Genomic DNA, 17,948 nt, shown 5'->3' on the forward strand with positions numbered 1-17,948 from the left:
CTGCCAGATCGCGAATCGGGTGCCGGACGCCGGCCCCGGTCTTGGTTCGGGCCGGACCATACCTGATGGCGCGCCGGAAGCACACGCGGGGCGGCGCGACGTCGGGCGCTGTGGCGGCGGCGCCACGGGTGCGCGTGTTGCTGCCCCTGCCGCTGGCCGACGCCTACGACTACCGCGTGCCCGCGGGGATGGCGCTGGCGCCGGGCTGCTTCGTCGCCGTGCCGCTCGGCACGCGGGAGGCGCTGGGCGTGGTCTGGGATGGCGAGGCGGACCCCGGCCTCGCCGAATCCCGGCTGCGCGACATCCGGGGCGTGCTCGACGCGCCGCCCATGGCCGCGACGCTGCGCCGCTTCGTGGACTGGGTCGCGGCCTATACGCTGAGCCCGCCGGGCGCGGTGCTCCGCATGGCGATGAGCGTGCCGGCGGCGCTGGAGCCGCCGCCCGTCCGCGCCGGCTGGCGCCGCGCCGCGGACCCGCCGGCGGGGGCGCGAAGCACGGCCGGCCGCGCCCGCGTCCTGGCCCTGCTGGCCGATGGCGCCCCGCGCGCCGGGACGGACCTGGCCGCGGCGGCGGAGGTCGCGCCCGGCGTGCTGCGCGGCATGGCCGACGCCGGGCTCATCGCGCCCGCGCCGCTGCCCGCCGCGTCCCGCTTCGCCGCCCCCGACCCGGCCCATCCCGGCCCGGCGCTCGGCCCCGAGCAGCAGGAGGCCGCGACCGTGCTCCGCGCGTCGGTCGCGGCGCGCGCCTTCTCGACCACACTGCTGACCGGCGTCACCGGATCGGGCAAGACGGAGGTCTATTTCGAGGCCATCGCGCAGTGCCTGCGGGAAGGCCGCCAGGCGCTGGTGCTGCTGCCGGAGATCGCGCTGTCGACGCAATGGCTCGACCGCTTCCGCGCGCGCTTCGGCGCGGCACCGGCGCTCTGGCATTCCGAACTGACGTCGCGCACGCGGCGCGACACCTGGCGCGCGGTGGCGGAAGGGCAGGCGCCGGTGCTGGTCGGCGCGCGATCCGCGCTGTTCCTGCCCTTCCCCGACCTCGGCCTGATCGTGGTGGACGAGGAGCACGAGACCGCGTTCAAGCAGGAGGAAGGCGTCGTCTACCACGCGCGCGACATGGCGGTGGTGCGCGCGCGCCTGTCGGCCGCGTCCTGCGTGCTGGCGAGCGCCACGCCCTCGCTGGAGAGCACCACGAACGCGGCCACGGGGCGCTACGGGCTGGTCCACCTGCCGGCCCGGCACGGCGGCGCCGAGATGCCGGCGGTGGAGGCGGTCGACCTCCGGCGCACGCCGCCCGAGCGTGGGCGCTTCCTGAGCCCGCCGCTGGTCGCCGCGGTGACGGAGACGCTCACGCGTGGCGAGCAGGCGATGCTGTTCCTGAACCGCCGCGGCTATGCGCCGCTGACGCTCTGCCGCGCCTGTGGGCACCGCATGCGCTGCCCGAACTGCACCGCCTGGCTGGTCGAGCACCGCGCCGCCCGCCGCCTGCAATGCCATCATTGCGGCCATGTGGACGCCATCCCTGAGGCCTGCCCGTCCTGCGGCGCGGCGCATTCGACCGTGCCGATCGGCCCGGGCGTCGAGCGCGTGCTGGAGGAAGCGCGCCTGCTCTGGCCCGAGGCGCGGCTGCTGGTCATGGCGTCGGACACCATCCCCGGCCCTGCCGCCGCGGCCGCCGCGGCGAAGGCGATCCAGGACCGCGAGGTCGACCTCGTGATCGGCACGCAGATCGTCGCCAAGGGCTGGCACTTCCCGCACCTGACGCTGGTCGGCGTGGTCGATGCCGACCTGGGCCTGGCGGGCGGCGACCTGCGCGCGGCGGAACGCACGGTGCAGCTGCTGCACCAGGTGGCCGGCCGCGCGGGGCGGGAGGAACGGCCGGGCCGCGTGCTGCTGCAGACCTTCTCCCCCGAGCATCCGGTGATGCAGGCGCTGGTCGGCGGCGACCTCGACGCCTTCATGGAGGCCGAGGCGGAAGGCCGGAAGCCGGGACACTGGCCGCCCTTCGGGCGCCTCGCGGCGCTGGTCGTGAGCTCCGAGGACGAGCGCGCGGCGGACCGGACGGCGCGCGACCTGGGCCAGGCGGCGCCGGGCGGGGAGGGGGTGGAGGTGCTGGGTCCGGCACCGGCGCCACTCGCCATCCTGCGCGGGCGGCATCGGCGGCGGCTGCTGCTGAGGACGCGGCGCGACATCGCGGTGCAGCCGCTGTTGGAGGCGTGGCTCGCGAAGGTGCAGGTGCCGGGCAATGTGCGCGTGCAGGTGGACGTGGATCCGGTCGGGTTCCTGTGATGGGGCGGCGGAGAGGGGGGCAGCTTTCCCCGAACACGGCGCTGTCCGCGAGGAGGCATCCGCCCTCCCCGAACCCCGCGCCGACCTCAGGGAGGGCTCCGCCCTCCCCGAACCCCTCCGGCCAAAGGCCGAAGGGCCTTTGGAAACCGTGATTTCTAGAGCATGGCGAGACCGCGCTTGCGCGCGGGCGGGGCGAAGGCGGCATCGAGCGTCGCGAGGTCGTCTGCCGCCAGCCGGACGTCCCGCGCCGCCGCGTTCTGCCGCACATGCGCCGGGTCGGACGCCTTCGGGATGCTGACGATGTTGGGGTCGCGCAGCGTCCAGGCCAGCGCCACCTGCGCAGGTGTCACGCCATGCCGGGCCGCCACCTCGTGCAGCGCACGGTGGCGGAGCAGCTTGCCGCCCTGGCCGATCGGCGAATAGGCCATGACCGGCATGCGCCGCGCGGCGCAGAAGGGCAGCAGGTCGAACTCCACGCCCCGATGCTCGAGGCTGTAGAGCACTTGGTCGGTCGCGCAGTCGGCCAGCGCTGGGCCGAGCTCCTCGAGGTCGTCCACGTCGCAGTTGGACACGCCCCACCGGCGGATCTTGCCGGCGGCGCGCAGCGCCTCGAAGGCCTCGACCGTCTCGGCCAGCGGCACGGCGCCGCGCCAGTGCAACAGGTAAAGGTCGATCGCCTCGACGCCGAGGCGCTTCAGGCTGCGCTCGCAGGCGGCGACGGCGCCGCGGCGGGATGCGTTGTGCGGATAGACCTTGGAGACCAGGAAGGCGTCGTCGCGCCGGCCGCGGATGGCCTCGCCCACCACCTCCTCGGCGCCGCCCTCGGCGTACATCTCGGCGGTGTCGATCAGCGTCATGCCGAGGTCGAGGCCGAGGCGGAGCGCATCGGCCTCCTGCCCCCGCGCGCGGCGGTCGTCCCCCATGTGCCAGGTGCCCTGGCCGAGGGCTGGGATCGGGGTGCCGTCGGGCAGGCTCGGCATCGGCGGCTCCTCCGGGATTGCCCTGAGGCTAGACCTGCCGCGCCGGACCGGGAAAGTGCCCCCTTGCACGCCGCGCCAAGTGCCAAAGAAGGGAGGGGGTTCGGGGGAGGTTCCCCTCCCCCGACCTTCCCCGTCAGTCCGCCGCCACTTCCACCATCACGAGTTCCGCGTCCTCCGACGCCGTGATGGCGAACTCCGCCTCGTCGCGGATCGCGATGCCGTCCCGCGCCGCTGCGGCATGCCCGTTCACCGTGACCACGCCCTTCGCCGGCACGATGTAGGCCGCGCGCCCGGCGGCCAGCGGCTGCACCAGCGTCTGCCCCTTCGCCAGCGTGGCGGCCATCACGGCGCCGTCCACGTTGATCGGGAGCGCGCCGTTGCCGCCGTCCTGCGGCCGGCCGGAGGCGAGCACTTCGAACCCGGCCTCGCGCTTCTCCTTCGGGAAGGCCTTGGCGCCCCAGGCGGGCTTCACGCCCTGGCGGTCGGGCATGATCCAGATCTGGAAGATGCGCGTGGTGGTGGGCTCGAGATTGTATTCCGCGTGCACCACGCCGCTGCCGGCGGACATGATCTGCACGTCGCCCGCTCCCGTGCGGCCTTCGTTCCCCATGTTGTCGCGGTGCGTGATGGCGCCCTCGCGGACATAGGTGATGATCTCCATGTCGCGATGCGGGTGCGGGTCGAAGCCCTTGCCGGGCGCGATCTCATCGTCGTTCCAGACGCGCAGCCGGCCCCAGGCCATGCGCTTCGGGTCCATGTAGTGGCCGAAGGAGAAGTGGTGGTTGGCGTTCAGCCAGCCGAAATTCGCCTTGCCGAGGCTGTCGAAGGGGCGGATCTCGATCATCGGGATGCTCCGTCTCTGTGGCCCGCCGGGCGGACCTCCGTTCGACACGGCAGATAGGGCCGGGCGTGCCCGGCCGCCACGCGGGCGCCCGGATCGCGGCCATTCACGCCGGTGATGACGCCGCGCTCAGCGGCACATCAGGACCGGGATCTCGGCGTTCTCGAGCACGTGGCGCGTCACGCCGCCCAGGATGAGCTGGCGCAGGCGGGAATGCGAATAGGCGCCCATGCAGAGCAGGTCCGCCTCGAAGTCCCGCACCGCGCCGAGCAGGCCCGCGCCCACTTCCCGCGTCGTCGGCTTGAAGGGCACGATCTCGGCGGTGATGGAATGCCAGCGGAGATAGGCCTGGATGCCCTCGGCCTTCGGGCCGCGGCGCTGGTATTCGTCGGAACAGAGGATGCGCACCGCGCTCGCCTTGTGCAGCCAGGGCAGGGCGGCGGCGACGGCGGCTGCGCTCTCGGCCGTGCCGTTCCAGGCGACGCAGACCTTGGTGCCGATGTCGGCCGGCGCGACGCGCGGGGCGATCAGCACCGGGCGGCCGGAATCGAACAGGATGGCGTGCAGCGCGTCGGAACTGGACACGTCCTCGCCCGCCTCGGGGTGCGGCACCACTGCCATGTCATAGAGGCGCGACTGCTGCGCGACGATGTCCTCCTCCCGCCCTGCGATCGATTCGAAGGACAGGGTGGGGCCGCCGGACTTGGCCGCCGTGTCCGGGTTGTCGGCCATGGTGACGCCGCCGAGGCCCGCGGTGAACTTGTCGAACAGCGACCTCACGCGGTCGGCGCGCTCGCCGCTCTCGCGCTCGGTCGCGGCCATCATCTCCTCGATCATGGCGCCGGACAGGCCCTCGCCGGCGAGCGGTGCGACATCGCGGGCGTCCACGCGCACATGCAGGCAATGGACGTGCGAGCCCCAGGCGCGGGCCGCGATCAGCGCGGTGGCGAGCGCGGCCTCCCCGGCGGCGGTTCCGGTGAGTGGCAGCAGAAGCCGACGATAGGCCATGGTGTGAAGCTCCCCTTCCGTGCTGCGTTCTTCTTGGTCTGGAAGAAAAAGTCTAGCACACGGAATGGTGCGGGATGCCAATCGCCCGCGCCGCGGCCAGCGGAGCGCCGTCATCCGCCGCGATGCGATGCCAGGCGATGGGGCCGGGATCGGCTTCCGCCGCGCGCAGCAGCACGGCCTCGTCGGCGTCCGAGGCATCGCCGTGCCGCGCGGCCAGGCGTGCGCGCAGCGTCTCGATCGGCGCCTCGAGCCAGAGCCCGTCGAAGGGCAGGCCGGCCTCGCGCGCCGGCGCCTCGGCCGCGCTGCGCTGCGCGGGGTCGAGGAAGACGGCGTCGAGGATCACCGCCTGGCCGCCCGCCAGCGCCGTCCGCGCCGCGGCGAACATCTCGGTATGAACCTCGCGGCTGACCGTCTCGGCATAGGCTTCGGGCGGCAGGCGGTCTTCCGGCGCGACGCCGAAGCGGCGCTTGCGGATCTCGTCGGACCGCAGCACGAGCGCGCCGGGACAGCGGCCGACCGCCGGCGCCAGCGCGCGGGCCAGCGTCGACTTGCCGGTGCCCTGCAGGCCGCCCACCGCCAGCAGGCGCGGAGCCGCGGGGCGCAGATGCGCCTCCGCCGCCGCGAGCAGCGCCGCCGAATCCGCCCCGCGCGTCGCCGCCACATGGGCGCGGATCATGGCGCGCAGCGAGAGCCAGACCGGCAGGCCGGCCACGAGGCCTGCATCGCCCGTGCGCGCGACATAGCGGTTCAGCACCCGGTTCGCCGCTGCGCGGCCGTGCCGCAGGTCGAGGTCCATCAGCAGGAAGGCGAGGTCGTAGCCGACATCGATCGTCGCCAGCGCCTCGTCGAATTCCAGCGCGTCGAACAGCGTCGGCCGGCCATCCCAGAGGCAGATGTTGCCGAGGTGGAGGTCGCCATGGCCGCGGCGCACGAAGCCCGCCGCGGCGCGTGCGGCCAGCGCCGGCGCCGCGTGTGCGAGCCCGGCCCGCGCCGCCGCCGCCCAGGCCTCGACCCGCGCGGGCGGCAGGCCGGCGCGGCGGGCCGAGAGGACATTGCCCTCGAGGATGGCGCCGAGCGCGGCCGGGGCATCGACGTCGGCCCGCGGCGCCGCCGCATGCATGGCCGCGACGGCGTCGGCCACCGCATCGAGCAGCGCCGGCGTGGGCGCGACGCGGTCGAGGAAATCCTCGGCCGGGATCGGCGCCATGCGGAGCACCCATTCGACGGCCTCGCCTTCCCCGCCCTCGCGCAGCGTGCCGGCGGGGCCGCGCGTCAGCGGCACGACGTCGCGGTAGATGCCCGGCGCGTGCGGGCGGTTGAGGTCGAGTTCGCGGCGGCAGAAGCGTTCGCGGTCCTCGATGCGCGTGAAGTCGAGGAAGCCGAGCGCTACGGCCTTCTTCATCTTCCAGGCCGTGCCGCGGCCGACGAAGACGGCCGAGATGTGCGTCTCGATCGGCGCGGCGCCGGAGAGGCGTTCGAGGAAGGCGGCGGCCTCGGCCTGGGATGGGGGAATGGTCATGGCTGGGGGGAGAAGAGAACTTCTCCCCCCAGACCCCCCTCAACCTTTTTTGCGGCTCCGCCCTGGATCACGGGCGGGATTCCAAGGAAGGGAGGGGGATCGGGGGAGGTTCTCCTCCCCCGACCTTCACGGATAGAGCATCTCGAGCCGCCACCCGCTGCCGTCGCGGTGGAACACCCGCCGTTCATGAAGCCGGAACGGCATGTCGCGCCAAAGCTCGATCCGCCGCGGCAGCACGCGGAATCCCGACCAGTGAGGCGGCCGCGGAATTTCGCCTACCGCGTAGCGCAGTCCGTATTCCGCCACTGCCTTTTCCAGGGCGAAGCGCGATTCCAGCGGCCGGGACTGCTTCGACGCCCAGGCGCCGAGGCGGGAGGTGCGGGCGCGGGAGGCATAGTAGGCATCGGCGTCGGCGTCGGAGACCTGCTCGACCGCGCCTTCGACCCGCACGCTGCGGGCCAGCGTCTTCCAATGGAAACAGAGCGCCGCCTGCGGGTTGGCCGCGAGCTCGCCGCCCTTTCGGCTCTCGAGGTTGGTGTAGAAGACGAAGCCGCGGGAATCGATGCCCTTCAGCAGCACCATGCGCGCCGAGGGCAGGCCGTCCGGGGCGGCGGTCGCCAGGCAGACGGCGTTGGGGTCGTTCGGTTCCGACGCCGCGGCCTCGGCCATCCAGGCCTCGAAGATGGCGATCGGGTCGTCGGTGGTGGCGGTGCCGTCCATGTCGGTGCTCCTTGACCCTGCCTGTATCGGGGCGCGGGGGCGGGCGGCAAGGGGCGGGAAGCACTTGCTCCCGGGGGGCCGCCATGGCACCACGCCCGCCCAGCTTCGCCACGGACGGGCCCCCAAGCGATGAACGACGCCACGCCAGAGCCCCGGATCGCCACCGGCAGCCTCATGCAGGGCAAGCGCGGCGTGATCATGGGCGTCGCGAACGACCGGTCGATCGCCTGGGGCATCGCGCGCGCGATCGCCGCGCAGGGCGGCGAGATCGCCTTCACCTACCAGGGGGATGCGCTGGAGAAGCGCGTCAGGCCGCTGGCGGACAGCGTCGGTTCCTCGCTCGTGCTGCCCTGCGACGTGGCGGACGATGCCTCGATGGACGCGGCCTTCGGCGCCGTGGAGAAGGCCTGGGGAAAGATCGACTTCCTGGTGCATGCCATCGGCTACGCCGACAAGCAGTTCCTGCGCGGGCGGTATCTCGACACGCCGCGGGCGGCCTTCCTGCAGGCGATGGACATCTCCTGCTTTTCCTTCGTCGCGGTTGGGCAACGGGCGGCGGCGCTGATGGAGGCGGGCGGGTCGCTGCTGACGCTGTCCTACCTGGGTGCGGAGCGCGTGACGCCGCACTACAACGTGATGGGCGTGGCCAAGGCCGCGCTGGAAGCCAGCGTGCGCTACATGGCGACCGACCTCGGTGAGCGCGGCATCCGGGTGAACGCGATCTCGGCCGGGCCGATCAAGACCCTGGCGGCGAGCGGGATCGGCGACTTCCGCTACATCCTGCGGTGGAACCAGTACAACGCGCCGCTGCGGCGCAACGTGACGATCGAGGAGGTGGGCGGGTCGGGGCTGTACCTGCTGTCGGACCTCGCGGCTGGCGTGACGGGCGAGGTGCATCACGTCGATTCCGGGTACCACATCGTGGGCATGAAGAACCCGGATGCGCCGGATATCACGGTGGAGAAGGGCTGAGGGTCGGCCATGGTGGACCCGACCGCGCTGCTGATCTACGCCGCGGCGGCGCTGCTGCTGGCGGTGACACCCGGGCCCGGCATCTTCTACGTCGCCGCCCGCAGCCTGGCGGGTGGCCGTGCGGAGGGCGTCGCGTCGTCGCTCGGCACCGGTCTCGGCGGCATGGTCCATGTGGGGGCCGGCGCGGTCGGCGTCTCGGCGCTGGTGCTTGCGAGCGCCGAGGCGTTCCTCGTCGTGAAACTGGCGGGGGCGACGTATCTCGTCTGGATCGGCATCCGCACCTTCCGCGAAGCGCGCCACGCTTCGGTGTCCCTGCCGGCGGAGCAGACGCGAGGCGGCGCGCCCGGGCGCGCCTTCCGGGAGGGCATCGCGGTCGAGGCCTTGAATCCGAAGACGGCCGCCTTCTTCCTGGCCTTCGTGCCGCAATTCGTCGACCCGGCGGCGGGCCACGTGGCGGTGCAGTTCATCGTGTTGGGCCTTGTCTCGGTAGCGCTCAACACGGGGGTCGACATCCTTGTCGCCCTGGGCGCGGGCGGCATCCGGCGGGGGCTTTCGGCCCGGCCCGGGCTGCTGCTGCGGCTGCGGCAGGGGTCGGGCGCCATGCTTTGCGCGCTGGGCGCGGCCTTGGCGCTGGTGCGCCGGCCCGCCGCCTGACCTTCCCATGTCCCACAACACCTTCGGCCACCTGCTGCGCGTCACCACCTGGGGCGAATCCCACGGCCCCGCCATCGGCTGCGTGGTCGACGGCGTTCCCCCGCGGATCGCGCTGACCGAGGCGGACATCCAGCCCTTCCTCGACCGCCGCCGCCCCGGCCAGTCGAAATTCGTCACCCAGCGCCAGGAAGCCGACCAGGTCCGCATCCTGTCGGGCGTCTTCGAGGGCCTGACCACCGGCACGCCCGTTGCGCTCCACATCGACAACACGGACCAGCGATCGAAGGACTATTCCGAGATCGCCGAGCGCTTCCGCCCCGGCCATGCCGACCTGACCTACGAACTGAAATACGGCATCCGCGACTATCGCGGCGGCGGACGGTCCTCCGCGCGGGAGACGGCGATGCGCGTCGCCGCCGGCGCCGTCGCGCGCAAGGTGCTGGGCCCTGAGGTTCGCGTGCGCGGCGCGCTGGTGGCCATGGGCGGCGACTGGGTGGATCCTGCCAACTGGTCCTGGAACGCGGTGGACCAGAACGCCTTCTTCTGCCCGGACCCCGCCGCCGCCGCGCGGTGGGAGGAACGGCTGCTCGACCTGCGCAAATCCGGCAATTCCGTCGGCGCCGTCATCGAGGTCGTGGCGGAGGGCGTCCCCCCCGGCCTGGGCGCGCCGATCTACGGCAAGCTCGACGCCGACCTCGCCGCCGCGCTGATGTCCATCAACGCCGTGAAGGGCGTCGAGATCGGCGACGGCTTCGGCGCCGCCACCCTGACCGGCGCCGACAATGCCGACGAGATGCGCATGAACGCGGACGGCACTGTGGCCTTCCAGTCGAACCATGCCGGCGGGATCCTGGGCGGCATCAGCACTGGCCAGCCCATCGTCGCGCGCTTCGCGGTGAAGCCCACCAGTTCCATCCTGACGCCGCGCGCCGCGGTGGACCGCCACGGCCATGAGGTCGAGGTGCTGACCAAGGGCCGCCACGACCCCTGCGTCGGCATCCGGGCCGTGCCGGTGGGGGAGGCCATGCTGGCCCTGGTCCTGGCCGACCACCTGCTGCGGCATCGGGCGCAGAATCCTGACGCCCCTTCGGTCGCCCGCCTGCCGCGTAACTGATGCAGTGGCTTCCCACGGCATCTCGCGCGGGCGTGCGGCGGGCAGATCGTGGATCCCACCGTTGTCGAGGCCCGGCGACCTCGCCTGACCAAGGAGGAGAAGGCGACGCTGCGAGATGGCGGGACACCGGAGGGTTGCTCGAAGGCACGCGCGCGGCAGATCGACCGTGATGGCCGCTGGACCAATAAGCGCGGCCGCAGGGCCACGCCGCCCGAGGGTGGCGCCCAGCGTCTGGCCGCGGCCGAGATCGCGGTGTCGATGTTCGGCTACAAGAATCATCTCGGCATCGATCGCGGGCACGGCTTCATCCGCCGGTTCAGCGTCACGCATGCAGCGCGGCACGATGGCAGCCAACTCGGCGTGGTGCTGGATCCGAACAACACGGCCAGAGGGGTCTGGGCCGACACCGCCTATCGCGGCAAGGCCAACGTGGAACTGCTGGACCGGCGCGGCCTCGTGCCCGAGTTCCAGCGCGCCAAATCCGGCGGATGGCTCATGCCAGCGTACATATCGCGCGGCAATGCCACGCGAGCGCGGGTGCGCAGCCTGGTCGAGCATGTTTTCGCCACCGAGAAGCGCCGCATGGGCGTGATCGTGCGCGGCATCGGCCTGGTCCGCGCCACCGCGCGGATCACGCTGGCCAACCTCGGCTACAACATGCGCCGCCCGGTCTGGATCGAAGGGAGGGGCGTGGCCGCGTCAAAGGCCCAGGCGCCAGGAACGCCAGAAAGGCGGCTCCCGCCCCCAAGCAGCAGCCCATCGACGTACGCTCACCTGCGCCAAAACCGCGACGCCCGTCAGACGCACCCGATCGGCAGGTTATTCGAAGTGTCCGCTTGGCGCCGACATTCCACGGCCGACGCCAAGTGGCAAAGAAGGGAGGGGGCTCGGGGGAGGTTCTCCTCCCCCCACCTTCTTCCCCGCGTTCCGGCTGCAGTCGCTGCGGGCGCGCCTGGGCACGCAAGGCAACGCCCCCGACCCGACGCCGGCGCGAGGCGCCCGAACCCAGGGTCTCGACCGGCCTGCCGAGCGGCGCCTTCGAACGGGATGCTCCGGTCTGCCTGAGGATGCCGCGGCTCAGCCTTCCTCCGCCCCGCACCAGAGCCCGATCAGCGCCGCGATGACCGCGACCCCGCGCTTGTAGTCGGCCACATCCACCCATTCGTCGCGCCCGCCATTCTGCGTCAGGTCGCCGCAGAGCGGCCCGAGGCCGACGCAGGGAATGCCCGACTGCACCATCGGGTTGCGGATGTCGGAGGAGGTGTGCAGCGGGTTGATCTCGGGCGCCGTGCCGGTGCCGAGGCGTACCGCCTCGCTGGTCGCGTGCCAGAGCGCGTGGTCCTGGCTGACCTCGGCCCCCGTGACGCCCGAGAGGAAGACGATCTCCGGGGGATGCGCGCCGAGGGCGGGGTCGGCCGCCGCCGCGTCGCGCAGCGCGGCCTCTACCTCGGCCTGGACATCCGCCAACTTCTCCCCGGGCGGGAAGGCGAGCGCGCAGGACAGCTGCACCGCCGGCGGTACGCGCGAGGCCCGCCCGTCGCCGAGCGCGCGGATGTCGCCGATCAGCAGGTTGGTGGACCGTCCGATCGCAGTCTCGAGCACGGGATGCTTCACCCGCGCGCCGCGCCCTGCGTCGAGCGCGCGCAACGCCGCGATCACCGGCGGGACCAAATTCACTGGATTGACCGCGAGATGCGCGAAGGCCGTGTGGCCGGGTTCCTGCGTCGGCGGCTGGGTGCCGCGCAGCACTACGCGGAACACGAGCTGCCCGGGCGCCAGCGCCTTCACCTCCCGCATGCCGATGCCGGATTCGGCCGGGTGCAGGTAGACCGCGGCATCGGCCCCGACGCCGCCATGCAGCAGCGCATGCACGCCGCGCGCATGGCGCTTGGACGGCGTGCTCGCCAGGATCACGTCGCCCTTCGGCCGCAGCCCCGCGTCCCGCAGCACGCGCACGGCCTCGACCATGGTGGCGACGCCCGCCAGGTCGTCCGCCACGCCCCAGCCATGGATGCGCCCGCCATCCACCTCCCCCGCGAAGGGGTCGTGCGCCCAGCCGTGCCGGGGCTGGAAGGCCTCCCCGTCCGGATGGGCGAAGAAGATCACGCTGCGCCCGCCGCCCGTACCCGGCAGGCGCGCGAGCACGGCGACGCGTTCCTCGCTCGCCATGGCCGAAGCATCGGCGAATTCCTCGCGCAGGATGACCTCGGCCGGGCGGTAGCGGCGGCGCTCGACGTCACATCCCGCAGCCGCGGCGGCTTCGGCGACGCGCGCCTGCACCGCATCCTCCCCGTCGCGCTGCAGGCGGATCAGGTCGCGCAGGAACGCGACGGAGGCCTCCCCGCTGGCTTCGGCGGCGGCGGCGACGCGCGCGGCGACATCGGGTGCGGACATGCGGGATTCCCTGGGGCTAAGGGAGCGATGGTTCGGCGGCGCCCGGCTGGCGTCAAGACGCGCCGCGGGCGAGGATCACCGCACCGGACGGGAGTGCGTGCATGATGCGGCTGATCATCGGGGCCAAGTGGTCCTCCACCTGGACGATGCGCGGCTGGCTCGCCTGCCGCCTCTCCGGGCTGCCCTTCGAGGCCGAGACGCTGTTTCTCTCCCGCCCCGACAGCAAGGCGCGGCTGGCGGAGGTCTCGCCCACCGGGCTGATCCCGGTGCTGGTGGATGACGGCTTCGTCGTGACGGACACGCTCGCCATCGCGGAATACCTGTGGGAGCGCGCGCCGGGCTGCGACATCTGGCCCCAGGACCTCCGCGCGCGCACCGCCGCGCGCATGTCGGCGGCCGAGATGCACGCGCATTTCGCCGAACTCCGCGCCGCGATGCCGATGAACCTGGTCAAGCGCTGGCCGATCGCGAACGGCATCCCGTCCAATGCGAAGCTGCTCGGCCGGCCGGGGGTGGAGGCGCAGGTCGCGCGGGTGCAGCGATCCTGGCGCGACACCCGCGCCGCCTGGGGCGCGGGCGGGCCGTACCTATTCGGCGCGCGCTTCAATTTCGCGGATGCGATGTGGGCGCCGATGGCGTCGCGCTTCCGCACCTATTCCGTGGTGCTGGCGCCGGATGCGCAGGCCTATGCCGATGCCGTGCTGGCGCATCCGCTGGTGGCCGAATGGGTCGCGGGCGCCGAAGCGCAGGCGCGAGAGATCGGCTGGGAGGCCTGCGCCGCCTGGCCCTGACCCGACGGGCCCGCATGGCGCCATGACGCGCGCCCCATGGCGACCGCCGGCCGCGCCTGCCATGCTCCGCCGCCCGGGAGGAACAGGACCGCCGTGACCGATGCCGTGACCGACCGCCGCCCGGCCTGGCTGCGCCTGGTGGCCGCCGTGCTCCTGTCCATGCTCGGCAGCGCGCCGATGTGGTCGGTGGTGGTGGTGCTTCCCGCCGTGCAGGCGGAATTCGGCACGGCGCGGGCCGGCGCCTCGCTGCCCTACACCATGACGATGGTCGGCTTCGTCGTCGGCGGCGTTCTGATGGGGCGGCTCGCGGACCGCTTCGGGGTCATGGTGCCGGTGCTGATCGGCGCGGTCTCGCTCGGGGTGGGCGGCGTCGCGGCGGCGCTGGCGCCGAGCCTGCTCGTCTTCGGCCTCGCCTACGGCGTCTTCATGGGCTGCTTCGGCGCGGCGGCGGTGTTCGGGCCGCTGATCGCCGACGTCTCGCTCTGGTTCGTCCGCCGCCGCGGCATCGCGGTCGCGATCGCGGCGTCGGGCAACTACCTGGCGGGCACGCTCTGGCCGCCGCTGCTGCAATGGGGGATCGGCACGATCGGCTGGCGGCACGCGCACCTCGCGATGGGGGCCACCTGCCTGCTGACCATGGTGCCGCTGGCGTTGGCGCTCCGGCCGCGCGCGCCGGTGCCGCCGCCGCGCCCGGTGGCGGCCAAGGGCTCGCCGGGGGCCATGCCGCTCGGCCTGCCGCCCAATAGGCTGCAGGCGATCCTGGGCTTCGCGGGCATCGCCTGCTGCGTCGCGATGGCGATGCCGCAGGTCCACATCGTCGCCTATTGCGTGGACCTCGGCTACGGCGCGCAGCGCGGCGCGGAGATGCTGTCGCTCATGCTCGCCTGCGGCATCGTCTCCCGCCTGGCCTTCGGCGCGGTGATGGACCGCATCGGCGGGCTGCGCACGCTGGCGCTCGGCTCGGCGCTGCAGGGGGTGGCGCTGCTGCTGTTCCTGCCGGCGGACGGCATGGTCGCGCTGTACGTGGTCAGCGCCGTCTTCGGCCTGTTCCAGGGCGGCATCGTGCCGTCCTACGCGATGATCGTGCGCGAATACTTCCCGCCCGAGCAGGCGGGAACGCGGGTCGGCATCGCGCTGTCCTCCACGCTGGTCGGCATGGCGCTCGGCGGCTGGATGGCGGGGGCCATCTTCGACGCCACTGGGTCCTACGACGCGGCGATGTGGAACGGGATCGCGTGGAATCTCGTCAACCTCGCCATCGCGCTCTGGCTGCTGCGGCGGGGGATGCGCCTCCCGCGCGGATGGACAGCGGCGCCGGCCACGCCATAGCCTGCCAGCAACGCAAGAACCGGGAGGACACCATGGACCTGCCAGCTGGCCCGATCGGCGGGCAGGCCGCCTGGACGGGCGACGCGATGGCGCGCCGTACCGACTGGATCGAGACGCTGGGCGGCCCCGAACTGGCCGAGATCGACGCCGCCATCGCCGCCCATAAGGCTGCCGGCCGCGCGATGGGCGGGATCACGCCCGAGACCTTCCGCCTGCCGCTGCTGGCGCCCCGCCTCGCGCGCATCCTGGGCGACCTGCAGCGCGGGCGCGGCTTCGTGCTGATCCGCGGCTTCGACGTCGCGGCGCGGCCGATCGAGGACAGCGCGATCGGCTACCTCGGCATCGGCGCGCATCTCGGCGGGTTCCGTTCGCAGAATGCCAAGGGGCACCTGCTCGGGCACGTGAAGGACCTCGGCCTCGACATCCGCGACCCGAAGGTGCGCTACTACCAGACCAGCCGCGAGCTCGAGTTCCACACCGACAGCTGCGACATCGTGGGCCTGCTCTGCCTGAAGACGGCGAAGTCCGGCGGCGGCTCGCGCATCGTCTCCTCGGTCGCGATCCACGATTGCATGCTGGCGGAGACCCCCGACCTCTGGCGCGCGCTGTTCAACCCCATGCCGACCGACCGGCGCGGGGAGATCCCGCCGGGCATGCTGCCCTGGTTCGAGATCCCGGTCTTCAACTGGCACCGGGGGGAGCTCAGCACGATCTACGCGGGCCAGTACATCCGCTCGGCCCAGGCGAACTTCCCCGAGGCGCGGCGGCTCACGCCCGTCGAGCACGCCGCGATCGACCGGCTCGACGTGCTCGCCGCCGAGATGTCGCTCGAGATGGAGTTCCGCCCCGGCGACATGCAGTTCGTGCACAACCACACCTGCCTGCACAGCCGCACCGATTTTGAGGACTGGCCCGAACCCGAGCGGCGGCGGCACCTGCTGCGCCTGTGGCTCGCGCCGCGGGAGGCGCGCGAATTGCCGCCCGCCTATGCGCAGCGCTACGGGGATATCACGCCGGGGAACCGGGGCGGGATCGTGGTGAAGGACACGGTGCTGACCTTCACGCTGGCGCCGGCTTGAAGGGCGGGGGGAGAAGGGAACTTCTCCCCCCGGTCCCCCCCTCAACCTTCCTTGGCACCTGGCGTCCAACCATCCAGGACGGGCACCAAATGACAAAGAAGGGAGGGGTCGTGGGGGAGGTTCTCCTCCCCCGACCTTTCCGCCGTCGTGCGGCGTCGGGACCTGCACCGGCCGTCATCACTCCTTCGTGTCGCGCTTCGCCCGCTCCGCCTCGCGCAGGTAATCCTCGGTCGTCTTGGTGATCGGCCGTGCCGGCCCCGCATAGGGATCGAGCCCGCCCGAGGTCGCCTCCGTGATCCGGCAATCCTCGCAGAGGTCCAGGATCGCGACCTTCGACGGGTCGCTGAACATCCAATGCGCCGACAGCTTCGCCTTCACCCGCGCGATGGAGGCCTTGGTGCCGAACAGCTTGTTGCAGCGCGGGCAGGCGGCGGGTTCCTCCTCCTTCACCACCTGGGGCGCGCTGGCGGCCTCGGCGAAGTTCAGCCGCGGCTCCAGCGTGATGACCTTCTCCGGGCAGGTCGCGGCGCAGAGGCCGCATTGCACGCAGGCATCCTCGAGGAAGCGCAGCTGCGGCGTCTCGGGGTTCGCGCTGAAGGCCGAGGTCGGGCAGACGCCGGTGCAGGCGAGGCAGAGCGTGCAGCCCGCCGCATCGACCTGCGCGATACCGAAGGGGGCGAGCGCCGGCATGGGCACCGCCTCGGCCGGCGCGCGCGCGGCGGTACGCAGTGCCCGGAACGCCTGCAGCGCCATCTCCCGCGGCGTGCCGATCGCCTGGTGGGTCGACGGTGCGAAGGCGAAGGGCGCACGCGGCAGGGCGGCCAGGGCCTCGCCGAGGGCGAAGGGGTCGTCCGTCTCGATCGCCGCGGCGCGCGGGGCGGCGTGGCCGAGGCCGAGCCCGGCCAGCGCGGCATTCGCGTAATTGAGGTTGCGCAGCACTCCCTCCGCCCCGTGCGCCCGCTTGCCCGGCAGCAGCACCCGCAGCGCCGTCGCGCCCCAGGCGAAGGCGCCGGCGATGAGCGACAGGTCGAGTGCCGTCGGTTCGTTCACGCGCAGCGGCAGCACGCGCGCGGGCAGGCCGTTGCCGTGCCGGGCCAGCGCGTCGAGCAGCGGCTCGCCGGCGGCCTCGTCATGCACCAGCACGACCGGCGCCTCCCCGCCCGCCTCCCGGTACGCGAGCAGCAGGGTCCGCAGGCGCCGCGCGAGGGCCGAGGGCGGCGGCAGCGTGTAGGTCGCGGCACCCGTCGGGCAGACCGCGGCGCAGGCGCCGCAGCCGGCGCAGATCTCGGCACTGATGACGACATGGTCCTTCTCCGCCCCGGTGCCGGGCGCGATGGCGCCGGTCGGGCAGAGGTCGAGGCAGCGCGTGCAGCCCGTTTTCCTGTTGCGGGAATGGGCGCAGAGCGCGGCCTCGAAGGCGACGAAGCGGGGCTTGTCGAAGGTACCGGCCAACTCGCCCGCGGCGGCGATGGCGCGCTCGACGGCCGCGGCGTCGGTGGGGTCGGCGCGGAGATACCCCTGGCGGACCTCGTGCGCCGGGAACAGCGGCGCGCCGCCGGTCAGGTCCAGCACGACATCCGCGCGGCTCACGGCGCTGTCCTTGCCCGGCCCCCAGTCGTAGCGGGCGCGGGAGGAAGGGCGCGGCATGGCGGCGCCGTCCACGGTCACTTCGAAGGCACCGAGCCAGCCCGTCGCGGCGCGCGCGCGGCCCTTCATGACGGGGAAGGCGGCGGCGCGCGGCGGCACGACATCCTCGGCGCCGGTCAGCAGCACCGTGAGGTCGAGCCGGTCCTGCAGCCGCGCCGCGGCGTCGAGCGCCACGGCATCGCGCCCGAGCACCAGTGTCACGCCGTGGCTCTCGAGCGCCACGAGCGGCGTCGCGGGCATCGGCTCGGCCGCGGCGGCGACCAGCGCGGCCATCTTCGCGCCGGCGGCGCGGCCCTCCGCGGACCAACCGGCATGCTCGCGGACATTCACGAAGGTCGGCACGGCGCCGCCGGATTCCGCGGCTTCCTGGGCAAAGAGCGGCGCCTGGGCGGTGCAGGCGACGGTCAGCGGCCGGCCGGTCGCGATCGCAGCCATGAAGCGGTCGAGCTGCGCCTGGCAGAGCTGCTCGGCGGTGCGCAGCTCGGCGCGGCAGCCGCGGGCGATGGCCTTCTCGTCGAGGCGCATCGTATCCTCGCAACTGCACACCAGGGCGATCCGCCCGTCCGTTCCGCTCATCGACCGCACGTCTCCCGGAGACGCCCCGTTTGGACC

The 17,948-nt window shown here is 73.1% G+C and carries 15 protein-coding genes; 8 read left to right on the plus strand and 7 right to left on the minus strand.

The window, feature by feature from the left end; all coding sequences use genetic code 11:
- Positions 1–65 precede the first annotated feature (65 nt).
- Positions 66–2,288 (plus strand): primosomal protein N', encoded by a 2,223-nt coding sequence (locus tag E8M80_RS19610; RefSeq protein ID WP_137127421.1) that lies wholly within the window; start codon positions 66–68, stop codon positions 2,286–2,288.
- A 155-nt stretch (positions 2,289–2,443) separates the two neighbouring features.
- Here E8M80_RS19610 and E8M80_RS19615 read toward each other — a convergent pair whose 3' ends face one another.
- The 5 genes from E8M80_RS19615 to pdxH form a co-directional block, all read right to left on the minus strand.
- Complete coding sequence (locus E8M80_RS19615; RefSeq protein ID WP_137127422.1) at positions 2,444–3,268, minus strand: aldo/keto reductase; 825 nt, start codon at positions 3,266–3,268, stop codon at positions 2,444–2,446.
- 133 nt (positions 3,269–3,401) lie between these two features.
- Positions 3,402–4,112, minus strand: a complete 711-nt coding sequence (locus E8M80_RS19620) for a pirin family protein (protein ID WP_137127423.1) — start codon at positions 4,110–4,112, stop codon at positions 3,402–3,404.
- A gap of 126 nt (positions 4,113–4,238) precedes the next feature.
- Positions 4,239–5,117, minus strand: a complete 879-nt coding sequence (locus E8M80_RS19625; RefSeq protein WP_137127424.1) for a universal stress protein — start codon at positions 5,115–5,117, stop codon at positions 4,239–4,241.
- 52 nt (positions 5,118–5,169) lie between these two features.
- Positions 5,170–6,636 (minus strand): bifunctional aminoglycoside phosphotransferase/ATP-binding protein, encoded by a 1,467-nt coding sequence (locus tag E8M80_RS19630; RefSeq protein WP_137127425.1) that lies wholly within the window; start codon positions 6,634–6,636, stop codon positions 5,170–5,172.
- A 126-nt stretch (positions 6,637–6,762) separates the two neighbouring features.
- Positions 6,763–7,449 carry a pyridoxamine 5'-phosphate oxidase gene (pdxH, locus tag E8M80_RS19635; protein ID WP_255467540.1) on the minus strand — a complete coding sequence of 229 codons (687 nt, stop codon included), beginning with the start codon at positions 7,447–7,449 and terminating at the stop codon, positions 6,763–6,765.
- Between the two features lie 36 nt (positions 7,450–7,485).
- On the opposite strand from pdxH, the gene fabI reads away from it, so the two are divergent.
- The 4 genes from fabI to E8M80_RS26320 are packed head-to-tail and all read left to right on the plus strand — an operon-like array spanning position 7,486 to position 11,161.
- On the plus strand, positions 7,486–8,328 hold the full coding sequence (fabI, locus tag E8M80_RS19640) for an enoyl-ACP reductase FabI (RefSeq protein ID WP_137127427.1): 843 nt from the start codon (positions 7,486–7,488) through the stop codon (positions 8,326–8,328).
- Positions 8,329–8,337: 9 nt separating this feature from the next.
- Positions 8,338–8,982, plus strand: a complete 645-nt coding sequence (locus E8M80_RS19645) for a LysE family translocator (protein WP_137127428.1) — start codon at positions 8,338–8,340, stop codon at positions 8,980–8,982.
- A 7-nt stretch (positions 8,983–8,989) separates the two neighbouring features.
- The gene (gene aroC / locus E8M80_RS19650) at positions 8,990–10,096 is read left to right on the plus strand and encodes a chorismate synthase (RefSeq protein WP_137127429.1); all 1,107 of its coding nucleotides are present in this window, start codon (positions 8,990–8,992) and stop codon (positions 10,094–10,096) included.
- 48 nt (positions 10,097–10,144) lie between these two features.
- Positions 10,145–11,161 (plus strand): transposase, encoded by a 1,017-nt coding sequence (locus tag E8M80_RS26320; protein ID WP_206035683.1) that lies wholly within the window; start codon positions 10,145–10,147, stop codon positions 11,159–11,161.
- A gap of 12 nt (positions 11,162–11,173) precedes the next feature.
- On the opposite strand, the gene E8M80_RS19660 is transcribed toward E8M80_RS26320, so the two are convergent.
- Positions 11,174–12,490 carry a M20 family metallopeptidase gene (locus E8M80_RS19660; protein WP_137127430.1) on the minus strand — a complete coding sequence of 439 codons (1,317 nt, stop codon included), beginning with the start codon at positions 12,488–12,490 and terminating at the stop codon, positions 11,174–11,176.
- Positions 12,491–12,591: 101 nt separating this feature from the next.
- Here E8M80_RS19660 and E8M80_RS19665 point away from each other — a divergent pair, with 101 nt between their 5' ends.
- The 3 genes from E8M80_RS19665 (at position 12,592) to E8M80_RS19675 (ending at position 15,689) form a co-directional block, all read left to right on the plus strand.
- Positions 12,592–13,281, plus strand: coding sequence for a glutathione S-transferase family protein (locus E8M80_RS19665; RefSeq protein WP_137127431.1), 690 nt, complete (start codon positions 12,592–12,594; stop codon positions 13,279–13,281).
- A 93-nt stretch (positions 13,282–13,374) separates the two neighbouring features.
- A complete protein-coding gene (locus E8M80_RS19670; RefSeq protein WP_240790130.1) occupies positions 13,375–14,610 on the plus strand; it encodes an MFS transporter in 1,236 nt (411 codons plus the stop codon).
- A gap of 32 nt (positions 14,611–14,642) precedes the next feature.
- Complete coding sequence (locus E8M80_RS19675) at positions 14,643–15,689, plus strand: TauD/TfdA family dioxygenase (protein ID WP_137127433.1); 1,047 nt, start codon at positions 14,643–14,645, stop codon at positions 15,687–15,689.
- Positions 15,690–15,866: 177 nt separating this feature from the next.
- On the opposite strand, the gene E8M80_RS19680 is transcribed toward E8M80_RS19675, so the two are convergent.
- On the minus strand, positions 15,867–17,912 hold the full coding sequence (locus tag E8M80_RS19680; RefSeq protein WP_137127434.1) for a 4Fe-4S dicluster domain-containing protein: 2,046 nt from the start codon (positions 17,910–17,912) through the stop codon (positions 15,867–15,869).
- Between the last annotated feature and the right edge of the window lie 36 nt (positions 17,913–17,948).

Origin of the sequence: Roseomonas sp. HF4 (assembly GCF_005222755.1) — a bacterium.
In the GTDB taxonomy this organism is placed as follows: Bacteria; Pseudomonadota; Alphaproteobacteria; order Acetobacterales; family Acetobacteraceae; genus Neoroseomonas.